The organism is Wolbachia endosymbiont of Pentalonia nigronervosa, from assembly GCF_014534705.1.
Classification (GTDB): domain Bacteria; phylum Pseudomonadota; class Alphaproteobacteria; order Rickettsiales; family Anaplasmataceae; genus Wolbachia.
Genome location: NZ_JACVWV010000181.1, coordinates 1 through 1,038 on the forward strand (window position 1 = coordinate 1; position 1,038 = coordinate 1,038).

Consider the following 1,038-nt stretch of genomic DNA (forward strand, 5'->3'; position numbering starts at 1 on the left):
CCTTGGCCAATATTTTGTAGTAGTGGCATCTTCCCGATACATTCAATTATGCTCCAACGATTTTCTTTATTGTACTTTATATTTGTTGGAGTAAATTTGTGTGGACCAAAGGATAGCATTTTTAATAAATGGGGTCTATAGTATCAAACAAAACGTCTCGCGACTTTTCTCTTATTCTTTTTATCACTGCATCAGCAAGACTACGAACATCCTGACTTGGTGCTGCTTGTATGCTGATATTAAAATAATTGTGTTGAGTTTGGTTAAAAGTTTTATTTTCTGTTTTACTTTCAAACTTGTTTTTTAGGTACTCTTTAAATGTATTATCTTTTTCCTCTTCTTCTCTGCTAGATCTTTTCTCTTCTATTACGCTTTTAAACTTAATATTATTTTTACTATTCTCAGAGACTTTTTTAAGCACGTTATTATTTAATAAAGGATTTTCATTATTAAAAATACCATTTTTAAAAAGTATACTACTATTTTTTCCATCAACTAATGAAACAACGCTTTTTCTCTTTTCAAATTCTTTTATGGGACTATTTTCTGAGATTTTTCCAAATATGCTACTAACAGTACTTCCCATCCATGAAAAGGCTTCTCCTACAGGTTTTATTATAGATTTTATATACTCCCAAAAGCTAGCAAAGAATTCCTTCACCTTTTGCCAGTTAGCTATTACAAGCGCTGCCCCAGTGACAAGTCCAGTAATTAAAAGTCCTATAGGGTTACTCATTACAGCTAATGATATTGCCCTCAACCCTGTTATTACTGCAGGAAAAACTGTAGCTGATAAAAATGAAAATGTACCAATTATACTTGCTCTTAGCCCAAAAATTGTACTTCCTAATAATGTAAACCCATAACCTAGTCCTACTGCTGCGATTTTTAAACTTATCAAGGCTGTTACAGTACCCATGATTGCTGTGGTTAAAGTTGGATATTTTTCTGCAAACTCTGCTACATATCTAGTTTTTTCCTGCAAGAACTCAGCTATGGACTTTAAAGTAGGCAACATCACTGAACCTAAGTTCATAC

At 32.7% G+C, this 1,038-nt stretch carries 1 pseudogene; it reads right to left on the reverse strand.

Annotated features, from left to right (window positions below):
- Nucleotides 1-121: 121 nt before the first annotated feature.
- Nucleotides 122-1,038: pseudogene (locus IC220_RS07820) on the reverse strand (phage tail tape measure protein); the annotation flags it as partial.